The 19,800-nt window shown below is 63.6% G+C and carries 13 protein-coding genes; 8 read left to right on the forward strand and 5 right to left on the reverse strand.

Annotated elements, in window-relative coordinates; genetic code table 11:
- Nucleotides 1–14 precede the first annotated feature (14 nt).
- A complete protein-coding gene (locus ACEWE8_RS18620; RefSeq protein ID WP_046787776.1) occupies nt 15–1,010 on the reverse strand; it encodes an alpha/beta fold hydrolase in 996 nt (331 codons plus the stop codon).
- Between the two features lie 196 nt (nt 1,011–1,206).
- On the opposite strand from ACEWE8_RS18620, the gene metR reads away from it, so the two are divergent.
- Nucleotides 1,207–2,124 carry a transcriptional regulator MetR gene (metR, locus tag ACEWE8_RS18625; protein ID WP_012313012.1) on the forward strand — a complete coding sequence of 306 codons (918 nt, stop codon included), beginning with the start codon at nt 1,207–1,209 and terminating at the stop codon, nt 2,122–2,124.
- On the opposite strand, the gene ACEWE8_RS18630 is transcribed toward metR, so the two are convergent.
- Nucleotides 2,108–2,521, reverse strand: a complete 414-nt coding sequence (locus ACEWE8_RS18630; RefSeq protein WP_046787777.1) for an NUDIX domain-containing protein — start codon at nt 2,519–2,521, stop codon at nt 2,108–2,110. The genes metR and ACEWE8_RS18630 overlap by 17 nt on opposite strands.
- 115 nt (nt 2,522–2,636) lie before the next feature.
- On the opposite strand from ACEWE8_RS18630, the gene ACEWE8_RS18635 reads away from it, so the two are divergent.
- Together ACEWE8_RS18635 and ACEWE8_RS18640 are read left to right on the forward strand one after the other, a co-directional pair.
- A complete protein-coding gene (locus tag ACEWE8_RS18635; RefSeq protein WP_046787778.1) occupies nt 2,637–6,911 on the forward strand; it encodes a DEAD/DEAH box helicase in 4,275 nt (1,424 codons plus the stop codon).
- Nucleotides 6,912–7,012: 101 nt separating this feature from the next.
- On the forward strand, nt 7,013–8,632 hold the full coding sequence (locus ACEWE8_RS18640) for an FMN-binding glutamate synthase family protein (RefSeq protein WP_046787779.1): 1,620 nt from the start codon (nt 7,013–7,015) through the stop codon (nt 8,630–8,632).
- 99 nt (nt 8,633–8,731) lie between these two features.
- Here the strand turns inward: ACEWE8_RS18640 and ACEWE8_RS18645 are convergent, their stop codons facing one another.
- Nucleotides 8,732–10,150, reverse strand: coding sequence for an amino acid permease (locus tag ACEWE8_RS18645; RefSeq protein WP_115273707.1), 1,419 nt, complete (start codon nt 10,148–10,150; stop codon nt 8,732–8,734).
- 393 nt (nt 10,151–10,543) lie between these two features.
- On the opposite strand from ACEWE8_RS18645, the gene ACEWE8_RS18650 reads away from it, so the two are divergent.
- From ACEWE8_RS18650 to ACEWE8_RS18660, 3 genes are all read left to right on the forward strand, one after another.
- Nucleotides 10,544–13,681 carry a transglycosylase domain-containing protein gene (locus ACEWE8_RS18650; protein WP_046787780.1) on the forward strand — a complete coding sequence of 1,046 codons (3,138 nt, stop codon included), beginning with the start codon at nt 10,544–10,546 and terminating at the stop codon, nt 13,679–13,681.
- A gap of 89 nt (nt 13,682–13,770) precedes the next feature.
- On the forward strand, nt 13,771–14,316 hold the full coding sequence (locus ACEWE8_RS18655) for a PadR family transcriptional regulator (RefSeq protein WP_039603315.1): 546 nt from the start codon (nt 13,771–13,773) through the stop codon (nt 14,314–14,316).
- Complete coding sequence (locus ACEWE8_RS18660; RefSeq protein ID WP_046787781.1) at nt 14,309–15,067, forward strand: siderophore-interacting protein; 759 nt, start codon at nt 14,309–14,311, stop codon at nt 15,065–15,067. The genes ACEWE8_RS18655 and ACEWE8_RS18660 overlap by 8 nt, the downstream gene beginning before the upstream one ends.
- A 9-nt stretch (nt 15,068–15,076) precedes the next feature.
- Here ACEWE8_RS18660 and ACEWE8_RS18665 read toward each other — a convergent pair whose 3' ends face one another.
- Both ACEWE8_RS18665 and ACEWE8_RS18670 read right to left on the reverse strand, forming a co-directional pair.
- Complete coding sequence (locus tag ACEWE8_RS18665; RefSeq protein WP_046787782.1) at nt 15,077–15,757, reverse strand: Pr6Pr family membrane protein; 681 nt, start codon at nt 15,755–15,757, stop codon at nt 15,077–15,079.
- 1 nt (nt 15,758) lies between these two features.
- Nucleotides 15,759–15,980, reverse strand: coding sequence for a VF530 family DNA-binding protein (locus ACEWE8_RS18670; RefSeq protein ID WP_046787783.1), 222 nt, complete (start codon nt 15,978–15,980; stop codon nt 15,759–15,761).
- Nucleotides 15,981–16,149: 169 nt separating this feature from the next.
- On the opposite strand from ACEWE8_RS18670, the gene ACEWE8_RS18675 reads away from it, so the two are divergent.
- The gene (locus tag ACEWE8_RS18675; protein ID WP_046787784.1) at nt 16,150–18,216 is read left to right on the forward strand and encodes a TonB-dependent receptor; all 2,067 of its coding nucleotides are present in this window, start codon (nt 16,150–16,152) and stop codon (nt 18,214–18,216) included.
- A gap of 214 nt (nt 18,217–18,430) precedes the next feature.
- Entirely contained in the window at nt 18,431–19,777 is a 1,347-nt protein-coding gene (locus tag ACEWE8_RS18680) for a carbohydrate porin (RefSeq protein WP_046787785.1), read from the forward strand.
- The last annotated feature ends 23 nt before the right edge of the window (nt 19,778–19,800 follow it).

The following is a 19,800-nucleotide window of genomic DNA, read 5'->3' on the forward strand; positions in this document are numbered from 1 at the left end:
GGCCTACGCCACTTTCATAACCCGGCAATATGTGTCACGTCCTCGCGATGTGACTGCAGATAAGGCAGCACGGCCCCCAGCAACGGTGCCTTGAATGGCTCCTGGAACCGATGTGCCAACCCCGGGATCAGCCGCAGCTGGCTACCGCGGATATGCGCCGCCAGGTGCACCCCATGCATCACCGGCAACAAAGGGTCAGCCGTCCCATGCACCACCAATGTCGGTACGCGCAGCTGGTTGAGCAGCGCTACCCGGCTTGGCTCGGCCAGGATCGCCATGATCTGACGCTTGGCACCTTCAGGGTTGAACGCCCGGTCATAGGCCTGCGCGGCCTGCTGTACCAAAGCGGCCCGGTCATCATGCACCTGGGGGCTGCCCAACGCCGCCAGCAGGTCGGCCTGCTGCTCGATGGCCACTTCCCGATTCGGCGCACTGCGCCGGGCCAGCAGTTGCACCAGCGCTGGGGCTGGCGCCGGCAGGCCTGCCGCGCCAGAGCTGGACATGACCAGTGTCAGGCTGCGCACCCGCTCCGGCGCCATTGCAGCCATGTGCTGGGCGATCATCCCACCCATGCTGACACCCAGAACATGGAATTGACCAATCCCCAATGTGTCCATCAGGCGCAGCCCGTCACCCGCCATGTCGGTCAGCGTATAGGGCGCGGCAACCGGCAGGCCGAACTTGTAGCGCAACAGCTCGACCGTGAGATTGGCCGAGGGAGGCTGTTGGTTCCAGCGCGACAGGCCAACATCGCGGTTGTCATAGCGAATGACCCGAAAGCCTTGTCGACACAAGGCCTCGACCACATCATCCGGCCAGTGGATCAGTTGCCCACCCAGGCCCATGACCAGCAGCAAAGCCGGGTCCCGTGGCGCGCCGACACTTTGGTAAACCAGGCTCAGATCGCCTGCTTCGGCCCGCTGGACCGGTACATGAGTGTCACAACGCTGATCGGCGAAGCTCGCCGGCACGCTCACAATGAACAAGAAAAAAAGCAAAAAAGCCCGCATGAAAGAAACACCAGAATGCAGATCCCCAGTAGAGCGCGAGTCTGATGAAAATCGTTCGGGCGCGCTGCCACAGTTCCGTGACAGTTTGATGAAGCCCGCCCAGTGGTGCGGCGCAAGGTCCAGTCGACAGCGGGACCAACATGAGGGAAACTCAACTCATTCTCTGTTCACTCAAATTATGCTCTCGGAGTCAGCCGTGCTGGAGATCCGCCACCTGAAAACCCTTCATGCCCTGCGCGAGGCTGATAGCCTGGTGGAGGCCGCCGAGCGTCTGCACCTCACCCAGTCGGCGCTGTCGCATCAGTTCAAGGAACTTGAAGAACGCCTGGGCCTGCCGCTGTTCGCACGCAAGACCAAACCTATCCGCTTCACCAGCGCCGGCCTGCGCTTGCTGCAACTGGCAGATGCCACCCTGCCGCTGCTGCGTGGTGCGGAACGTGACATCGCCCGCCTGGCCGGGGGTACTGCCGGGCGCCTGCACATGGCCATCGAATGCCACAGCTGCTTCCAATGGCTGATGCCCACCATCGACCAGTTCCGTGATGCCTGGCCGGAAGTGGAGCTGGACCTGGCTTCGGGCTTCGCATTCGCGCCGCTGCCCGCCCTCGCCCGTGGCGACCTGGACCTGGTAGTGACCTCCGACCCACTGGACCTTGCCGGCATCACTTACGTGCCGCTGTTCACCTATGAAGCCATGCTCGCCGTGGCCAACCAGCACCCGCTGGCCAGCAAGCCTTACATCGTGCCCCAGGACCTGCTCGACCAGACGCTGATCACCTACCCGGTGGAGCGCGACCGGCTGGACATCTTCACCCGCTTCCTGGAGCCGGCCGACATCGAGCCGGCGGCCGTACGCACCTCGGAGCTGACGGTGATGATGATGCAACTGGTGGCCAGCGGCCGCGGAGTGTGTGGCATGCCGCACTGGGCGCTGCATGAGTACAGTTCGCGCGGGTATGTGAAGGGCAAGCGCCTGGGCGAGAAAGGCCTGTTCGCCACGCTGTATGCGGGAGTGCGCACCGACATGCTCGATGCTCCCTACATGCGCGACTTCCTGCTCACCGCCAAGGACACCTCGTTCGCCACGCTCGATGGGGTCAGCGCGGTACGCTGAGAGCCTTGCGGTAGAGCGGCAGTATCAGGTCGCGGGTCAGCGGCGCCAGCTCAGGCATCGGTGCCTGGTCAGCGGCCAGCCAGATCACTTCCTCGATTTCCGCCGCCGGGACCACGGCCTCGGCGCTGTCGACCCGGAACAGCTCGGCCTGCACCTCATAGCCGGGCTCGTTGGCGGCCGGTGCGCTGAAACGGCCCAGCGGGATGGCCCGAGCAGGGTCAATGCGCAACCCTAATTCCTCATGCAGTTCGCGCACCAGTGCATCCAGCGGCGTTTCACCCGCATCGATCTTGCCCCCAGGCTGCATGAACGCCTGAGTACCGCGTTTGCGTACCAGCAGGGTTCGACCCAATGGGTCGATCAACAGGGCAGCGGCAATGCGGATAACGTTGGGCATGGTCAGGCTCACTCTTAAAGCCCGTGAGGATCCCATGGGGCCCTGTCGCCGGCAAGCCGGGTTCACAGACGAACGGTCCCTTGCCAATCCGCCAGCGACCCGCCATAACCTTCTCATGAACCTGCCTGCCCAACAGCACCCGGTGCTGGCGCTGTTCCACCCCGCCATCGGCACCTGGTTCCGTCGCCATTTCGCCACGGTCACCGACGCCCAGGCCCGCGCCTGGCCGTTGATTCACGCCCGCCAATCGATGCTGCTGGCCGCGCCGACCGGCTCGGGCAAAACCTTGAGCGCCTTTCTCGCGGTGCTCGACGAGCTGTTCCGTGAGGGCCTTGAACACGACGGCGAACTGCCCGCGCAAACCCAGGTAGTGTACGTTTCGCCGCTCAAGGCACTGTCCAATGATATTCGCCTGAACCTGCAGGCGCCGCTCGAAGGCATCAGCCAGGCACTGCTAGACCAGGGGCTGACGCCGCCGCGCATCACCACTGCCGTACGCACCGGCGACACGCCACAAAAAGAACGCGCGGCCATGCGCAAACTGGCCCCGCACATCCTCGTGACCACGCCCGAGTCGCTCTACGTGCTGATGGGCTCTGCCTCGGGCCGCGCTGGCCTGAGCGGCGTGCACACGGTGATCGTCGATGAGATTCACGCCTTGGCCGGCAACAAGCGCGGCGCCCACCTGGCACTGACGCTGGAGCGCCTTCAAGCGCTCACCGGGCGGGGGCTGCGGCGCATAGGGTTGTCTGCCACCCAGCGCCCGGTGGAGCGCGTGGCAGCGTTTCTGGCCGGCCACCAACGCCCTTGCGCAATCGTCGATATCGGCCACGCCCGCCAGCGCGACCTTGCCCTTGAAGTGCCCCCCGTGCCCTTGGGCGCGGTCATGGCCACGGATGTGTGGAACCTGGTCTACGATCGCCTGGCAGCTCTGGCCCGCGAACACCGCACCACGTTGGTATTCGTCAACACTCGGCGCCTGGCCGAACGCCTCACCCGCCACCTCAGCGACCGCCTTGGCAAAGAGGCCGTGGCCGCACACCACGGCAGCCTGGCCAAGGAGCTGCGCCTGGATGCGGAGCAGCGCCTGAAAAACGGCCAGTTGCAGGTGCTGGTATCCACGGCTTCCCTGGAGCTGGGTATCGATATCGGTGATGTCGACCTGGTTTGCCAGATCGCCTCGCCAGGCTCCATCGCCGCGTTCTTGCAGCGGGTCGGCCGCTCCGGGCACCAGGTCGAAGGCATCCCCAAAGGGCGCCTGTTCGCCACCTCGCGGGATGACCTGATCGAGTGCACGGCCCTGCTCGACTGTGTGCAACAGGGCGAGCTCGAGCAGTTGCACATACCCCATGCGCCACTGGACGTACTGGCCCAGCAGATCGTCGCCGAAACCAGCAACCAGCCGTGGCAGGAACAGGCATTGTTCGACTGCCTGCGCAAGGCAACGCCCTACACCGAGCTGGACACCAAGCACTACCAAGCGCTGCTAAGCATGCTCGCCGAAGGCTACAACGGACGCCAAGGCATTCGCAGCGCCTACCTGCACCGCGACGCGGTGAGCGGCACCTTGCGCGGGCGCCGCGGTAGCCAGCTGACCGCGCTCACCAGCGGCGGCACCATCCCCGAGACCGCCGACTACGCTGTGCTGCTGGAGCCGCAGGCGCTGAACATCGGCAGCGTCAACGAAGACTTTGCCGTGGAGAGCATTGCTGGCGACATCTTTCAGTTGGGCAATGCGTCCTATCGGATCCTGCGGGTGGAACCCGGCCGGGTAAGGGTCGAAGACGCCCACGGCCTGCCGCCGACCATTCCGTTCTGGCTAGGAGAGGCGCCGGGACGCAGTGACGAATTGTCCGCCGCCGTTGCCCGCCTGCAGGCACGTCTCGATGAGCAACTGGGGCTGAGTAACGGCGCTTTCGCCCCAGTGCTGTCATGGCTGCAAAGTACTTATGCACTGGACGAGGCCTGCGCCAGCCAACTGCTCGATTACCTGGGGCGTACCCGTGAAGTGCTGGGCGCCCTGCCCTCGCAACACACGCTGGTGATGGAGCGCTTCTTCGACGAGTCCGGTGGCACCCAGTTGATCACCCATTCGCCCTACGGCAGCCGCATCAACCGCGCCTGGGGCCTGGCGCTGCGCAAACGCTTCTGCCGCACGTTCAATTTCGAATTGCAGGCGGCAGCCAGCGAGGACGCCATCGTGCTGTCACTGTCGACCAGCCACAGTTTCGAGCTGGACGAAGTCTGGCGCTACCTGTCCAGCCGCAACGCCGAGCACATTCTCATCCAGGCCCTGCTCGATGCGCCCTTGTTCGGGGTGCGCTGGCGTTGGAACGCGGCAGTGGCAATGGCCTTGCCGCGCTACGTCGGCGGACGCAAGGTGGCGCCGCAGATCCAGCGCATGAAAAGCGAAGACCTGATTGCCGCCGTGTTCCCCGACCAGATCGCCTGCCTGGAAAACATCGCCGGTGAACGGCAAATCCCGGATCACCCGCTGATCGAGCAGACCCTCGACGACTGCCTGCACGAAGCCATGGACAGCGAGGGCTGGATGGCACTGTTGAGGCGCATGGAAAGCGGCCAGGTGCGCTTGCTGAGCCGCGACCTGCCGGCCCCCTCGCCGCTGGCCTCGGCCATCCTCAACGCCAGGCCATATGCGTTCCTTGATGATGCACCGCTGGAGGAGCGCCGAACCCAGGCGGTACTCAACCGACGCTGGAACGAGGTGCACAGTGGCGACGACCTGGGCGCGCTGGACGCCGATGCCATCAGCGCTGTCCAGGCAGAGGCCTGGCCGCAACCCGGCAGCGCCGACGAAATGCACGAAGCCTTGATGAGCCTGGGCGCCATCAGCCAGCACGAAGTCCAGGCCAACCCGACCTGGGGCTTGCTGCTCAGGCAACTGGCCAAGGCGGGCCGGGCGTTACGCTTGCCCGACGAACACCTGTGGCTGGCCCGCGAGCGCCTGAGCCTGCTCCAAGCGCTGTATCCGGATGCACGTCTGGAGCCCGCCCTCCACGTGCTCCCCGGCTTCGACCAGGCCCCGGACCCGGACAGTGCACTGAGCGAGCTGCTGCGCGCCCGCCTGAGCGGCCACGGCCCGCTGACCCTGGCGCAGATCGCCGCACCACTGGGCAAGCCGCAGGCAGCCATCGAACAGGCACTGGCCCGCCTGGAAGCAGAGGGCTACGTACTGCGCGGCCAGTTCAGCCCAGGTGAGGTGCAACGGCAATGGTGCGAACGCCACCTGTTGGCGCGTATCCATCGCTACACAGTCAAACGCCTGCGCCGAGAGATCGAGCCGGTAAGCCTGCAGGACTTCATGCGCTTTGTGTTTGACTGGCAGCACCTTGCGGCCGACGAAAAATTGCGTGGGCCGCACGCTGTGGCCGAGGTGCTTGAGCAGTTGCAGGGTTTCCCAGCCGCGGCCGGCGCCTGGGAGGCAGAGCTGCTGCCGGCACGGATCAAGGACTACAGCATTCACTGGCTCGACGAGGCGTGCCGTAGCGGGCAGTTCGCCTGGAGCCGCCTGGCGGGCAAAGTGTCGAGCAGTACGCTGGCGAGTACGCCGCTGGTGCTGTTGCCACGTCAACACCTGGGCTTGTGGCGCAGCCTTGTACCTGCGCCGGCTCTGGACGAGCTAAGCCCGCGTGCGCAACGTGTGCATCAGGTATTGCAGGCGCATGGCGCTCTGTTCTTCGACGAACTGACCCAGCAAGCCCACTTGTTGCCCAGCGAGCTGGAAACGGCGTTACAGGAATTGGTCGGTTCGGGCCTTGCAAGTGCCGACAGCTTTACCGGGCTGCGTAGCCTTATCACCCCGGCGGCGAAACGCTCATCGCGCAACAGCCGGCGCGGCCATGCGCCGATTTCCACCAGCATGGCGCACGCCGGGCGCTGGGCGCTGTTACGCAGGGGCAATGCCGAAGTGGACGACGGGCAACGGTTGGAACACCTCGCCCGCACCCTGTTAAGACGCTATGGCGTGATCTGCTGGCGGCTGCTGGAGCGCGAGAGTGATGTGCTGCCACCCTGGCGTGAGCTGCTGCGCTGCTGCCACCGGCTTGAGGCGCGCGGCGAGATTCGCGGCGGGCGCTTCATCGCCGGCTTGGCCGGGGAGCAGTTCGCCCTGCCCGAAGCGGTCGGGCTGCTGCGCCAGGTACGCCGGCGCGAGATGGAGGGCGCGCTGGTGGTGGTCAGCGCCAGTGACCCGTTGAACCTGATCGGGTCGCTGCTGCCCGGAGCGAAGGTGCCGGCGGCCGGTGGCAATCGTGTGTTGTACCGTGATGGCGTGCCGGTGGCAGTGCGAGTTGCCAACCGCTACGCCTACCTGGTGCAAGCGACGAATGAAGAGCAGCAACGGTGGCGGCAGAAACTGCTGCGCGAATGATTTTCGATACCCCGATTTTCATGTTCAGCGCTGCGCAACCGGGCTATGGTCGGGGTTTGCCCCAGGCCCTGAGCCTGACCGCGCCATCGTAAGGACCCCGTATGAGCCTGTCACTTCTCAGTCGCTATGCCGTGTTTGCCGCCTGTGTTCTGTTCACCGTGGCGAGCCTGCCGTTCCTGAACCATGAATGGCTGTGGCCGTTCACCCTGATTACGGCCGTGCTCAGCCTGATCGGTTTGTTCGACCTGCTGCAGCAACGCCACGCGGTACGCCGCAACTACCCGATACTGGGCAACATCCGCTACCTGGTCGAGGGCATTCGCCCGGAGATCCGCCAGTACCTGCTGGAAGCCGACAGCGATGCCCTGCCCTTCTCCCGCGCCCAGCGCTCGCTGGTGTACGCGCGGGCCAAGAACGAAGCGTCGGACAAGCCCTTCGGTACGCTGATCGACGTGTACGAGTCTGGCTTCGAGTTCATCGGCCACTCCATGCGCCCGGCCCCGCTGGCCGACCCCTCAAGCTTCCGGATCATCATTGGCGGACCGCAGTGCAGCCAGCCCTATTCGGCATCGATCTTCAACATTTCCGCCATGAGCTTTGGCTCGCTGAGTGCCAATGCCATCCGCGCGCTCAACCAAGGGGCCAAGCTGGGCAACTTCCACCATGACACCGGCGAAGGCAGCATCAGCCCCTACCACCGCGAACACGGCGGCGACCTGGTGTGGGAACTGGGCAGCGGCTACTTCGGCTGCCGCACAGCGGACGGGCGCTTCGACCCCGAGCGTTTTGCCGCCCAGGCGCGCAGCCCGCAGGTGCGGATGATCGAGATCAAGATGAGCCAGGGCGCCAAGCCCGGCCACGGCGGCATCCTGCCCAAGCACAAGGTCACCCGGGAAATCGCCGAGACCCGCGGCATTCTCATGGGTGAGGACTGCATCTCGCCATCCCGCCACAGCGCGTTCTCCACACCCATCGAGATGATGCAGTTCATCGCCCGTCTCCGTGAGCTGTCCGGCGGCAAGCCGGTGGGCTTCAAATTCTGCCTGGGCCACCCGTGGGAATTCATGGGCATCGCCAAGGCCATGCTGGAAACAGGCATCCTGCCCGACTTCATCGTGGTCGATGGCAAGGAAGGTGGTACCGGTGCCGCACCGGTGGAGTTCACCGACCATATCGGTGTGCCGCTGCGCGAAGGGCTGCTGTTCGTGCACAACACCCTGGTCGGCCTGAACCTGCGCGACAAGATCAAGCTTGGCGCCAGCGGCAAGATCGTCAGCGCCTTCGACATCGCCAGCGTGCTGGCCATCGGTGCCGACTGGGCCAACTCTGCTCGCGGCTTCATGTTCGCCATCGGCTGCATCCAGTCGCAGAGTTGCCATACCAACAAATGCCCCACGGGCGTGGCCACACAAGATCCGTTGCGCCAGCGTGCGCTGGTGGTCCCGGACAAAGCCCAGCGGGTCGTGAACTTCCACCACAACACCTTGCGCGCCCTGGCCGAAATGCTCGCAGCGGCCGGCCTGGAACACCCCGCGCAACTGGAAGCCAAGCACTTGGTGCGGCGCGTGTCGGCTACCGAAATCAAGCTGTTCTCGCAGATGCATGTGTTCTTGAAGCCGGGGGAGTTGCTGACTGGCGAGGTGGACGGGCAGTTCTATTCGCGGATGTGGCAGCTGGCGCGGGCGGACAGCTTCGAGCCGCACAGTGAGGTGGCGGCCTGATAGACCCCTGGGGCTGCTGCGCAGCCCTTTCGCGACACAAGACGGCATCTACAGGGATGTGTCGCGAAAGGGCCGCAAAGCGGCCCCGGCTATCTCACATCAGGAAGCGTTACCGGCTACACCCTGTAGTTCTTTCGGCGCCAGGCGGAACGCGTAGTACAGCACCGTCAGCAGCACCAGGAACGCCGGGCCAATGTACAGCGCCACACGGGTATCCTCGAAGTACGCCATCAAGCCAACCACCAGCACCAGGAAGCCCAGCGCCAGGTAGGAACTGAGCGGCCACAGCCACATGCGGTACTTCAAGCCCTTGCGCTCGGCGGCCGACAGCCCGGCGCGGAACTTGAGCTGCGCCAGCAGGATCATCACCCAGGTCCAGATCGCGCCGAAGGTGGCGATCGACGTCACCCAGACGAACACCTTCTCTGGCACCAGGTAGTTGGCCAGCACCCCCAGCAGCAAGGCACCGATGGACAGCAGCAGCGCGTTGCGTGGCACGCCGTTTTTCGAAGTACGGGCAAAGACGGCTGGCGCCTGGCCATTTTGCGCCAGGCTGTAGAGCATGCGCCCGGTGCTGAAGATACCGCCGTTGCAGGACGACAGGGCGGCAGTGATCACCACGAAATTGATGATGCCGGCTGCTGTCTTGATACCCAGGCGCTCGAAGGTCATGACGAACGGGCTGCCCTGGCTGCCGATTTCATTCCACGGGTAGATCGACAGGATCACGAACAAGGCACCGACGTAGAACAGCAGAATGCGCCAGAACACCGAGCCAATGGCCTGCGGGATGGTTTTTTGCGGGTTGCGGGCTTCGCCGGCAGTCAGGCCGATCATTTCCACGCCCAGGTAGGCGAACATCACCATCTGCAGCGACATCAGCACACCGGTCACGCCATTGGGCATGAACCCGCCATTGCTCCACAGGTTGGAGATACCGACTGCCACACCGTCGTTGCCCAGGCCGAAGGCGATGATGCCGATGCCGCCCAGGACCATGGCGATGATGGTGACGATCTTGATCAAGGCAAACCAGAATTCGAACTCGCCGAAAGCCTTGACCGCGATCAGGTTCACCGCGCCCATGCTGCCCAGCGCCGCCAAGGCCCAGATCCAGCGTGGCACGTCCGGGAACCAGATGCCCATGTAGATGGCCACGGCGGTGATTTCCGCGACGCAGGTCACCAGCCACAGGAACCAGTAGTTCCAACCGGTCAGAAAGCCCGCCAACGGGCCAAGGTAGTCCTGGGCATAGCGGCTGAACGAACCGGCGACAGGGTTGTGCACGGCCATCTCGCCGAGGGCACGCATGATCACCAGGATCGCCAGGCCACCGATGATGTAGGAAAGCATGATCGCGGGGCCGGCCATCTCAATGGCTTTGGCCGAACCGAGGAAAAGACCGACGCCGATACAGGCGCCCAGCGCCATCAGACGGATGTGCCGTTCGCCCAGTTCACGCTTGAGCGGGCCGCCTTGTGCGGTCTCGCCATGGGCAGGGTGGTTGCCGACGGGCATAGCAATACAACCTCATTTTGTTATTGGATTTGACCTTCGTGCAGCGCCGGCCATGCCGATAGGCGTGGCGTTGGCTTGCCAGGCTGGCCTTGTGGGCCGGCCCGTGTGCCGGTGTAGAGCGGCCCGGCAGGGCGAAGGGGCCGAGCAGTATAGGAAGCTCGCTGTAGGGCTTTTCACTATAAATAACTCAAAATTTGGAGAGAAACCCGCTGACCTACCGCTGCCTCCTGGCTCACCCCCACTACCCTAGCAACTTGGTTGTAAGAAGAAACCCACACCAAAGGCGCATATCCCACATCGGGTTTCTGCACTTTCTACAAATTTTTCACCTACTGCCTTCAACGTCTAAGCTTCAGACAAGCAAGACGAAAATACCTGGCCGGATTGAAGACTATGGGCGCACTGTGGCAATCGGAACCATCCAGAACGGAAGCACCCGAAACACCTCTGGCCGACACGCCGCAGCCAAAGTCCCCACGTCAGCGTCGGCTTTGGTGGCGGCTGATCCTGCTGATCCTGCTGGTGGCGATCACCGCCATCGGCTTTGCCGCTTATGACGAGTTCCGTACGTCCGACCTGCAGTCCCGCGAGTTCAGCAAGCTGGCCAGCACCCTTACCTATTCACTGCAGCCGGGGCCCAGTGACGCCATCGTCTACCCCGGCGAGGGGCCGTTCGACAAACGTCTGGGCTATAGCGCGCTGGGCGAGTTCCTGCCGCGCCTGCTCAAGCGCGACTACCTGATCAGCGAGCAGGTACGGTTTTCGCCTGCCTTGATGAACTACGTGGACCACGGCCTGTTCGCGCCCTACATCGAGAAAATCCAGGCCGGATTGTCGATCATCGATTGCCGCGGCGACACGCTGTACCAGTACAACTACCCGCAATACCTGTATCCGAACTTCGCCGCAATCCCACCGGTGATGGTCAACAGCCTGCTGTTCATCGAAAACCGTGACCTGCTGGACCCGAAGGACCCGAAAAACAACCCGGCAGTCGACTGGCCGCGCTTCGCCAAGGCCGCCTACAGCCAGGTGGCCAAATACCTGGCCTTGCCCGGCCAGTCCGCCGGTGGCAGCACGCTGGCCACGCAGCTGGAAAAATACCGCCATTCCCCGGACGGCCTGACGGTCTCCGGTGCCGAGAAGATCCGCCAGATGATTTCCGCCAGCGTGCGCGCCTACCAGGGCGGGCCTGATACCACCGAGGCACGCCAGCGCATCGTGCGCGACTACCTCAACAGCGTGCCGCTGTCGGCGGTACCAGGCCATGGTGAAGTGCATGGCATGGCCGAAGGCCTGCGTGTGTGGTACGGCGCCGATTTCGACCAGGTCAACCAGGCCCTCACCTCGACCGCGACAGACCCCGAAAGCATGGCCGCACGTGGCTTGGCATTGCGTCAGGTGCTGTCGTTGATGATCGCCCAGCGCCGCCCCTCGCATTACCTGACCAAGGGCCGCGTCGAACTGGCCGAACTCACTGATTCGCACATCCGCGTGCTCGCTGCCAACGGCATCATCGAGCGCGCCCTGGCCGACGCAGCGTTGGCCAGCAAGGCGCTGTACCGCGACTGGGTGGCACAACCGACCATCGTTCCGATCATCACCAACAAAGGCATCAGCCTGGCTCGCAACCGCCTGTCAGGCATGCTCAACCGCCCGCTGTATGACCTGGACCGCCTTGACCTCTCGGCAACGAGTACCTTGCAGGCCGACCTTCAGCTCCAGGTCAGCCAGTACCTGAAGAACCTCTCCGACCCTGAATTCGCTGCGCAGATCGGCCTGATCGGTGAGCGCCTGCTGACCAGCAAGACCACCGACCAGGTGCGCTACAGCTTCACCTTGTTCGAACGCACCGCCGATGGCTCACGGGTGCGGGTACAGACTGACAGCACCGACCAGCCCTTCGACATCAACGAAGGCAGCAAGCTTGAACTGGGCTCGACGGCCAAGCTGCGGGTGCTCACCACCTATCTGCAGATCATCGCCGAACTGCACGACAAGTACGCTGGCATGCCCGCCGCCGAGCTGAAGAAGGTCGAGGTCGCCGAGCTCGATCGCATCACCCAATGGTCACTGGAATGGCTGGCGCTGAACAGCAAGAACCAGAGCCTGGATGCCATGCTCGACGCAGCCCTGGAGCGCAAGTACTCGGCCAACACCGGCGAAGCGTTCTTCACCGGCGGCGGCATGCACGTGTTCAACAACTTCCGCAAGGAGGACAACAGGCGCAACCCGACCCTCAAAGAAGCCCTGCGCGAGTCGATCAACCTGCCCTTCATTCGCCTGATGCGCGACCTGGTGCGCTACGTGACCTACCAGCAGCCATTCAACCGCGTGCCGCTGCTCAAGGACGATTCGGACCCGCGCCGCCAGGAATACCTGGCACGCTTTGCCGACAAGGAAGGCACCAGCTACCTGATGCGCTTCTGGAGGAAGTACCAGCGCAAAACCTCCCAGCAACGCCTGGATACCTTCCTCGACAGCATGCGCGTCACGCCGCAGCGCCTGGCCGCAGTACACCGCTATCTGTTCCCGGCGGCTGGCCAGGAAACCTTCAATGCATTTGTCCGCGCGCACATCAAGGAAGACAAGGTCGCCCTGAGCAGGCTTACCGATGGCCGTCTGGCAGAGATGTACGAGGCCTACGGCCCAGGCAAATATGACCTGCCTGATCAAGGCTATATCGCCAAGGTTCACCCGCTGGACCTGTGGCTGCTCGGCTACCTGCTGAAGAACCCGAGCGCCTCACTCACAGAGATGGTCAATGCCAGCCGCTTCGAGCGTCAGGAAGTCTATGGCTGGCTGTTCAAGAGCCGCCACCAGGGTGCCCGGGACAGCCGTATCCGCACCATGGTGGAAATCGAAGCCTTCCTCGATATTCACCAGCGCTGGAAGAGCGTGGGTTACCCCTTCGATCACCTGGTGCCGTCACTGGCCACCGCCATCGGCAGCTCCGGCGACCGTCCTGCGGCTCTGTCCGAGCTGGTCGGCATCATTCAGAACGACGGTGTGCGCCTGCCCACACTGCGCATCGATACGCTGCACTTCGCCGCCGATACGCCCTACGAAACCAGGCTGAACAGCGACCCCGACCGTGGCCAGCGAATTCTCCCGGTGGAAGTGGCCCGGGCACTCAAAGGCGCCATGTCGCAAGTGGTCGACGCAGGTACGGCGCGGCGTATTTCCGGCAGCTTCAAGCTGCAGGACGGCACCCCTCTGGTGATGGGCGGCAAGACCGGTACAGGCGACAACCGCATCGAAAGCTTCGGCGCCGGGGGCCGGTTGATCGGCTCGCGTTCGCTGAACCGCACCGCCACCTTCGTGTTTTTCCTCGGCGACAACCACTTCGGCACGCTGACCGCCTTCGTGCCAGGGCGCTCTGCGGAGGCGTTCAAGTTCACCTCGGCGCTGCCTGTGCAGGTGCTCAAGGGGATGGCGCCCATCCTCATGCCGTACCTTGAGCCTGGCAATCCGAACGCGTGCAAACCGCCGCAGGTTGCGATGCTTGCGAGTGACCCATCTAAAATTTAAATGATAACCATCGGCATTTGACCGCTTGTGTTTAGATATATCTTGAGTAATATCTTGCGATATATCTAAACACACGGAGCCTCGCTGCCATGCGTGAACATTCCGCCCACGACCCCTTCGAACGCCGCCCCGGCCGGGGTGAACGCGGTCCAAGGGTATTCGCCCCCGGCGACCTCAAGCTGTTGATGCTGTCGCTGCTGGCCGAGCAACCTGGCCACGGCTATGACCTGATCCGCCAGATCGAGAACTTGTTCGATGGCAGCTACACGCCCAGCCCCGGGGTTATCTACCCCACCCTCAACTTTCTCGAGGAAGCAGAGCTGATCAGCGGCCAGGTGCAAGGCAGCAAACGGCTCTACGCCATTACCCAGGCCGGCCGCACCGCCCTGGCTGATCAAGCCGTGGCCCTGGACGGCGTGCGCATGCGCATTGAAGTCAGCAAGCGCGCCCTGCGTGGCCACGACCGCCCGCCAGAAATTCACGAAGCGGTCGGCAACCTGCGCCATGCCCTGCACATGCACAGCGGCCGCTGGACAGCGGAAGAAATCGAACGGGTCCGCACCCTGCTCAACGACACTGCCAAGGCCATCGCCGCCGGGCCGGCCGCCCCTGCCACGGAGAACCTCCATGAGTGACACCATCCACCGCGTCAATCACGAAATCCGCCAGCGCCGCCTGCAGGTACTGCGGGTTACCGACCTCACCCCGCGCATGCGCCGCATCACCCTTACGGGCGCCGAGTTGGAAGGCTTCACCAGCCTGGGCAGCGACGACCACATCAAACTGCTGTTCGCCGAAACCGCCGAACAACAGCAGGCCATAGACGCCCGCAATATGGGCCGCGACGGCGGCGCGCGGCCTACCATGCGCGAATACACGCCGCGGCGCATCGACCTGGTCAACCAAGAACTGGACATCGATTTCGTCCTGCACGGCGATGGCCCTGCATCAACCTGGGCTGCCCAGGCTGCACCGGGGCAGACGCTGAACATTGCCGGGCCACGGGCTTCGATGGTGGTCCCGGATATCTTCGACAGCTACCTGCTCATTGGTGACGAAACAGCCATTGCGGCCATCGGGCGACGCCTTGAAGAACTGCCGGCAGGCCGGCGGGTGCTGGCGGTCATCCAGATCGAGGATGAGCAGGAGCGCCAACCTCTGCCGAGCAAGGCTGAAGTGGAAGTCATTTGGGTGAAGCGGGATGAGGATTTACTGGCGCTGGTGCAGGGGTTGAACTTGCCTGAGGGCAAGCTGTACAGCTGGGTGGCACTGGAGAAATCGCTGACCCGGCAGGCCAAGGCGCTGCTGCTGGAGAAAGGTGCGCCGGAAGATGCCCTTAAAGCGGCTGCTTACTGGCGGGCAGAAGGGACAGCGGACGACGAGTGATGTGCGTCGTCAGGCCCGGTCCTTTCGCGGTTTCACCCGCGAAGGGGCCTGCACAGGCCGAGCAAGCCGCCGCCCGCGCCAGCGATCGAGCCCAAGCAGTACCAGCGCAATTGCCCAGAACCCCGTCAGTACGCCCAAGGCATTGAGCATGACCTGCCCGTAGCCAAGGCTTGCAACGTCGATGAACGGATACGGGTAGACCCCGATCTCACTCCCCCGCCACAGTGCGTAGCCGAAATACACCACCGGGTACAGCGCCCACGGCCCCAGGTGCCAGAGCCGCAAATGCCCCTTGGGCACGGCGAACCACCAGTACGCAATGTACAGTGCCGGCATCACGTCGTGCAGCAGTTCGTCCGCCAGCCATTGCCACCCCTCGGGTTGCCACAGATGCCGCAGCAACACGCTGTAGGCCAGCGCCACCAGCACGATGCTGGCGGCCACGGCGGAACTTACCGAGGGCGACAGGAAGAAGCGCTTGGCGCCTGATTCCCTGCCGAACGCCGCATAGCTGAGCACCGTCGCCACCAAGGTATTGGTCAACACCGTGAAATAGCCGAACACATTGATCAGCCCGCCGATCAGGCTCGCCGCTTCCTGCCAGCGCGCCAGCAGCACCAGGTACACCTGCACAGCCAGGCCCAGCCAGCCAAGCACTGCAGCCAGGGTCAGCCAGGGATGACGCGGCATCTCAGGCGTTGCGCTGCAGTTTCACGTAGAGCTGCTCGACTTTTTCCCGGGCCCAGGGCGTCTTGCGCAGGAAGGTCAGGCTCGACTTGATGGTCGGGTTGCTCTTGAAGCAGCGCACATCCACGCGCTCGGCCAGGCCCTGCCATTGGTAGTGCGCCACCAGCTCGGTGAGGATCTGCTCGAGGGTCTTGCCGTGCAGCGCGTTGTGGTTGGCCGTGCTCATGCCAGTACTCCCGCGGATAAAAAGATGCGCACATTACACGAGTGTAGTGATGAAGGGGGCGCGGCACCGTCAATACAAAAACCGCTGGCAAACGCTGAAACCTCTGTGCTGAAATAGTGATGTTATACAGTAACAATATAAAAGACTCTGCCAAGGACCGCCACTTTCCATGTTGTACTCTCCCCTACGCCTCTCTCCCCTACGCCTCTCTCCCCTCGCCGTCGCCCTCTGGCTCGCTTCATCACCCAGCCAGGCCGTGGAACTCGAACCCCAGGTCATCACCGCCAACCCACTGGGCAACCGCGAGCTGGCTGCCCCCAGCACCGTGCTCGAAGGCGACGACCTGCTGCAGCAACAGCATGGCAGCCTGGGCGAAACCCTCAACAAACAGCCTGGCGTCGCCTCCACCTGGTTTGGCCCAGGCGCCAGCCGCCCGGTGATTCGCGGCCTGGACGGTGACCGTATCCGCATCCTGCGTAACGGCGTCGGCGCCCTCGACGCCTCGGCGCTGTCGTACGACCATGCCGTGCCACTGGACCCGGTCACCGTCGAGCGCGTCGAAATCGTCCGTGGCCCCGCCGCCTTGCTCTACGGCGGCAACGCCATCGGCGGGGTGGTCAATACCTTCGACAACCGCATCCCCGACGCGCCCATCGAGGGCATTCACGGTGCCGGCGAACTGCGTTACGGCGGTGCCGATACCACGCGCAGCAGTGCCGGCAAGCTGGAAGCCGGTGACGGCACCTTCGCCCTGCACCTGGATGCCAACAGCCGCCAGTTCAACGACCTGCGCATCCCAGGCTACGCCCGCAGCTCGAAAGTGCGCGACGCTGATGAGCCCGGCAGCAAGCACCGCCTGGAAAACAGCGACGGACGCCAGGATGGCGGCGCAGTGGGCGGGTCCTACCACTGGGATCACGGCTATGCGGGCCTGTCCTACAGCCGCTACGACAGTAACTACGGCTCGGTGGCCGAGTCCGGCGTGCGCCTGGACATGAAGCAGGATCACTACGGCTTCGCCTCCGAACTGCGTGACCTCGAGGGCCCTTTCAGCTCGGTCAAGGTCGATGCCGGTTACACCGATTACGAGCACAGCGAAATCGAAGAAGGCGAAGTGCACACCACCTTCAAGAACAAGGGCTATGAGGCACGTATCGAGGCCAGGCACCAACCGATCGGCCCGCTGGAAGGCGTGATCGGCGCCCAGGTCAGCCGCAATGAATTCTCGGCACTGGGTGAAGAAGCCTTCGTGCCGCACACCGATACCGATAGCCTGGCGTTGTTCATGCTTGAGCAATGGCAGGCCACCGAGCGCCTCGACCTGAGCCTGGGTGCGCGCCTGGAACACACCCGCGTCGACCCGGATGCCAAAGGCAACGAAAACTTCGTCGATGCCGACAGCGCCAGCAGCTTCAACGCCTTGAGCCTGTCTTCGGGGGCGGTGTACCAACTCGACCCGGTCTGGGCGCTCGCTGCCAACGTCGGTTACACCGAACGTGCCCCGACCTTCTACGAGCTGTATGCCAACGGCGCCCACGTCGCCACCGGGGCTTATGAAGTCGGTGATGCCAGCCTGAACAAGGAGAAAGCCATCTCCGCCGACCTGGCCCTGCGCTTCGACAATGGCACCCACAAGGGCAGCGTCGGGGTGTTCTACAGCCATTTTCGCAACTACATCGGCCTGATCGGCACGGGCAACATGCGAGAGGGCCATGACCACGACCATGGCGACGATGATCATGGCCACGATCACGATCACGACGACGGCGGGTTCCCTGAGTACCAGTACCAGGGCGTGCGGGCGCGTTTCTACGGCATCGAGGCCCAGGACCGCTGGCAGTTGGTCGAGAACCGCTACGGCAGTTTCGCCCTCGAGCTTTCGGGCGACTACACCCGGGCCAAGAACCTCGACAGTGGCGAGCCGCTGCCGCGCATTGCGCCTTTGCGGCTGAACAGCGGACTGGTCTGGGAGCTGGACCGTTGGCAGGCACGCGTTGATGTGCAGCATGCCGCGTCGCAGCATCGCAAGCCGGCGAATGAGACCAGCACCGATGGTTACACCACCCTGGGAGCGAGTGTGGGTTATCGCTTCGATATCGGCCAGAGCCAGTGGCTGGCGTTCGTGCGCGGTGAGAACCTGACGGATCAGACCGTGCGTTACGCCAGCTCGATTCTGCGCGATATCGCACCGGCGCCGGGGCGTAGTGTGGAAGTAGGCCTGCGCACGACCTTCTGATCTTAAAGGGGCGCTGTGCGCCCCATTCCCCCACTGTTACCGTGGGCGTAACAATCAACTGCGACAATTTGTCTTTTTTTCTTACAACTTCCCCTATATCCTCCCCGCCGCAAGCTGAATCGCTTCACTCACCTTTCCTGTCGCCATTTCCATCGAAGAGCTCGCTCATCGGTGCGCTTGCCGTTTTTCGACAATCAAAAGATAGCGCTATCTCATGTTCTTACTGCCCAACATTCGCTACACCGGCACCGCCCTGATTGCCTTGGCCACCTGTTTTTCGTCCACCACCAGCGCCAGTGAAATGTTCGCCAGCGACTCACCGTGGATGCTTGGTGACTGGGGCGGCACCCGCAGCGAGCTGCTGGAAAAAGGCTACGACTTCACCCTTGGCTACACCGGCGAGATGGGCAGCAACCTGCACGGCGGTTACGACCACGACCGCACCGCGCGTTACAGCGACCAGTTCACCTTTGGCAGCCACCTGGACCTGGAAAAGATCCTGGGCTGGCAAGACACCGAACTGCAGCTGACCATCACCGAACGCCACGGGGACAACATCAGCAACGACCGCATCAACGACCCGCAGGTCGGCGGCTTCACTTCGGCCCAGGAAGTCTGGGGCCGAGGTGAAACCTGGCGGCTGACCCAGATGTGGATCAGGCAGAAATACTTCGATGGCGCCCTGGACGTGAAATTCGGCCGCTTCGGTGAAGGCGAGGACTTCAACAGTTTCCCCTGCGACTTCCAGAACCTGGCCTTCTGCGGCTCGCAGGTGGGCAACTGGGTCGGGGGCATCTGGTACAACTGGCCGGTCAGCCAGTGGGCGCTACGTGTGCGCTACAACATCAACGACGCCCTCTATGCTCAGGTCGGGGTGTTCGAGCAGAACCCCTCCAACCTCGAATCCGGCAACGGTTTCAAACTCAGCGGCAGCGGTACCCAGGGTGCGGTAATGCCGATCGAACTGGTGTGGAGCCCGCGGGTCAATGGCCTGAAAGGGGAATATCGCGCCGGGTACTACTACAGTAATGCCAAGGCACAGGATGTTCTGAAGGACAGCAACGGCCAGCCGGCCGCCATCAGTGGCGCCACCTACCGTAGCAGTTCGAGCAAGCACGGCCTGTGGATCGGCGCCCAGCAGCAGGTTACCTCGCTGGCCACTGACCAGTCGCGCGGCCTGAGCCTGTTCGCCAACGCCACAATGCACGACAAGAAGACCAATGCCATCGACAACTATGTGCAGGCAGGACTGGTATACAAGGGCCCCTTCGATGCCCGCGCCAAGGACGACATCGGTTTCGCCCTCGCCCGCGTGCACGTCAACCCCGCCTACCGCAAGAACGCCCGCCTGGCCAACCAGGCGGCCGGCCTCGACGACTACGACAATCCGGGTTTCCTGCCCGTGCAGGACACCGAGTACAGCGCTGAACTCTATTACGGCATTCACCTGGCCGACTGGCTCACGGTGCGCCCGAACCTGCAGTACATCCGCCATCCGGGCGGGGTGTCGCAGGTGGACGACGCCCTGATCGGCGGCCTGAAGATCCAAAGCACTTTCTGACAACCCTTCACCTAACGGAGAAC

It is taken from the genome of Pseudomonas sp. TR47 (assembly GCF_044143025.1).
Lineage (GTDB): Bacteria > Pseudomonadota > Gammaproteobacteria > Pseudomonadales > Pseudomonadaceae > Aquipseudomonas > Aquipseudomonas putida_E.